The organism is Streptomyces fuscigenes (genome assembly GCF_021556455.1).
Taxonomy (GTDB): Bacteria; Actinomycetota; Actinomycetes; order Streptomycetales; family Streptomycetaceae; genus Streptomyces; species Streptomyces fuscigenes.
Window position 1 is genome coordinate 1 of the sequence record NZ_JAKGCV010000697.1, and the last position, 1,890, is coordinate 1,890.

The window sequence follows — 1,890 nt, forward strand, 5'->3', positions numbered from 1 at the left end:
GCCGCCGCGGCCCGCACGGCCGTCGCGGCCGTCCAAGCCGCCCCGGTGCCCGCCGCGGTGCCCGCCCCGGTGCCCGTCCCGGTCCCGGCCCCGATCCTGATCCCGGTCGCGGTCGCGGCCGTCGTGATCCCGGTCGCTCGCGCGTCCGCCGGCGCGACCGCGCTCCCGTTCGGACGGAAGGTGCCGTGACCGGGCCCCCGCCCCCGGAGCCGCTCGAATCCGGGCCCGAGTCCGGGTCCGGGTCCGGGTCCGAACCCAGGCTCGAATCCGGGTCCGAATCCTGGCCCGTTCCAGGGGCCGGGCCCCGGTCCGTCGCGGGGCCGGAGCCGGGCGCCCGCCGTCCGTTCCCGTTCCGGCCGTCCCGCACGGAAGGCTTCCGCGCCGCCATGACCTACCACCCGCCCCTTCCCGCGCTCGGCGTGCACTCCGAGGTCGGACGGCTGCGCAAGGTCCTCGTCTGCGCGCCGGGGCTCGCCCACCGCAGGCTCACCCCCACGAACGCGGGCGACCTCCTCTTCGACGACGTCATGTGGGTGGAGAACGCCCAGCGCGACCATGCCGACTTCGTACGCGAACTGCGCGCCCGTGACATCGAGGTCGTGGAACTGCACGACCTGCTCGCCGCCACGATGGCGCTCCCGGCCGCGAAGTCCTGGCTGCTGGACCGGAAGATCGTCCCCAACGAGGTGGGGCTCGGTCTCGTCGACACCACCCGCGCCTACTTGGAGGCGCTGGATCCGGGCACGCTCGCCGAGTTCCTGATCGGCGGGCTCGCGGCCTCCGACCTGCCCGACGAGTTCCGGCCGCCGCACGCCGCACTCGTACGCGAGTCGATCGGCGGGCGCGAGTATCTGATGCCTCCGCTGCCCAACACCCTGTACACCCGCGACACCACGTGCTGGCTGTACGGGGGCGTCACCCTCAACCCCCTGTTCTGGCCGGCCCGCCACGACGAGACGCTGCTCATGGCCGCCGTCTACCGCTTCCACCCGGACTACGCGGGCGCGAAGGTCTGGTGGGGCGATCCCGAAGCCGACTGGGGGCAGGCGACGCTGGAGGGCGGGGACGTCATGCCCGTCGGCAACGGCGTCGTCCTGATGGGCATGAGCGAGCGGACCTCGCGCCAGGCGATCACCCAGGTGGCGGCGGCGCTGTTCCGGGCGGGCGCGGCCGAGCACGTCATCGTGGCGGGCATGCCGAGGCTGCGTTCGGCGATGCACCTGGACACCGTCTTCACCTTTGCCGACCGTGACATCGTCAGCCTCTACCCGCGGATCATGGACCGCGTCCACACCTTCTCGCTGCGCCCCGCCGACCGGGCGCCGGGACTCCATCTCACCGACGAGGGCACGACGCCCTTCGTGGACGTCGTGGCGCGCGCCCTCGGCCTGCCGGCGCTGCGCGTGGTGGAGACAGGGGGCGGCGTCTACGCGTCGGAGCGGCAGCAGTGGGACAGCGGGAACAACGCGGTGGCGGTGGAGCCGGGCGTCGTCTTCACCTACGACCGCAACACGCAGACGAACACCGCGCTGCGCAGGGCCGGCGTCGAGGTCGTCACCATCGTCGGCGCCGAACTGGGCCGCGGCCGCGGCGGCGGCCACTGCATGACGTGCCCGTTGATCCGGGAACCGGTCGTCTACTGACCGCGCCCGCGTGACGAGGTGGAGCCGGGGCGGCCCGCGGCCCGGTGACCCGATGGGCCCCGGGGGCCGGACGTGTCCGTACGTACGAAGGCAGGCGAACACGCCATGACGCTGAACGACTCCCGCGCCGCGGAGCGCCCGTCCCCCGAGCGCCCCGCACCCGCGTCGCGCCGGGTCCGCCGGGCCCCGGGGCCGCGCCGGGGGCGGATCGTCGCGCTGCTGCTCGCGCTCCTGGTGGCCGTCGCGG

The 1,890-nt window shown here is 74.7% G+C and carries 2 protein-coding genes; both read left to right on the plus strand.

What is annotated here, in order from left to right:
- Positions 1-189: hypothetical protein (locus L1885_RS27860; RefSeq protein ID WP_235799919.1), on the plus strand; the 189-nt coding region annotated here is incomplete at its 5' end.
- A 197-nt stretch (positions 190-386) separates the two neighbouring features.
- Positions 387-1,643, plus strand: coding sequence for an arginine deiminase (locus L1885_RS27865; RefSeq protein ID WP_235799920.1), 1,257 nt, complete (start codon positions 387-389; stop codon positions 1,641-1,643).
- Positions 1,644-1,890: the final 247 nt, after the last annotated feature.

What these genes read in the sequence shown, in the direction of transcription:
- L1885_RS27865 (WP_235799920.1), top strand. Translation starts at nt 387, where the DNA reads ATGACCTACCACCCGCCCCTTCCCGCGCTCGGCGTGCACTCCGAGGTC.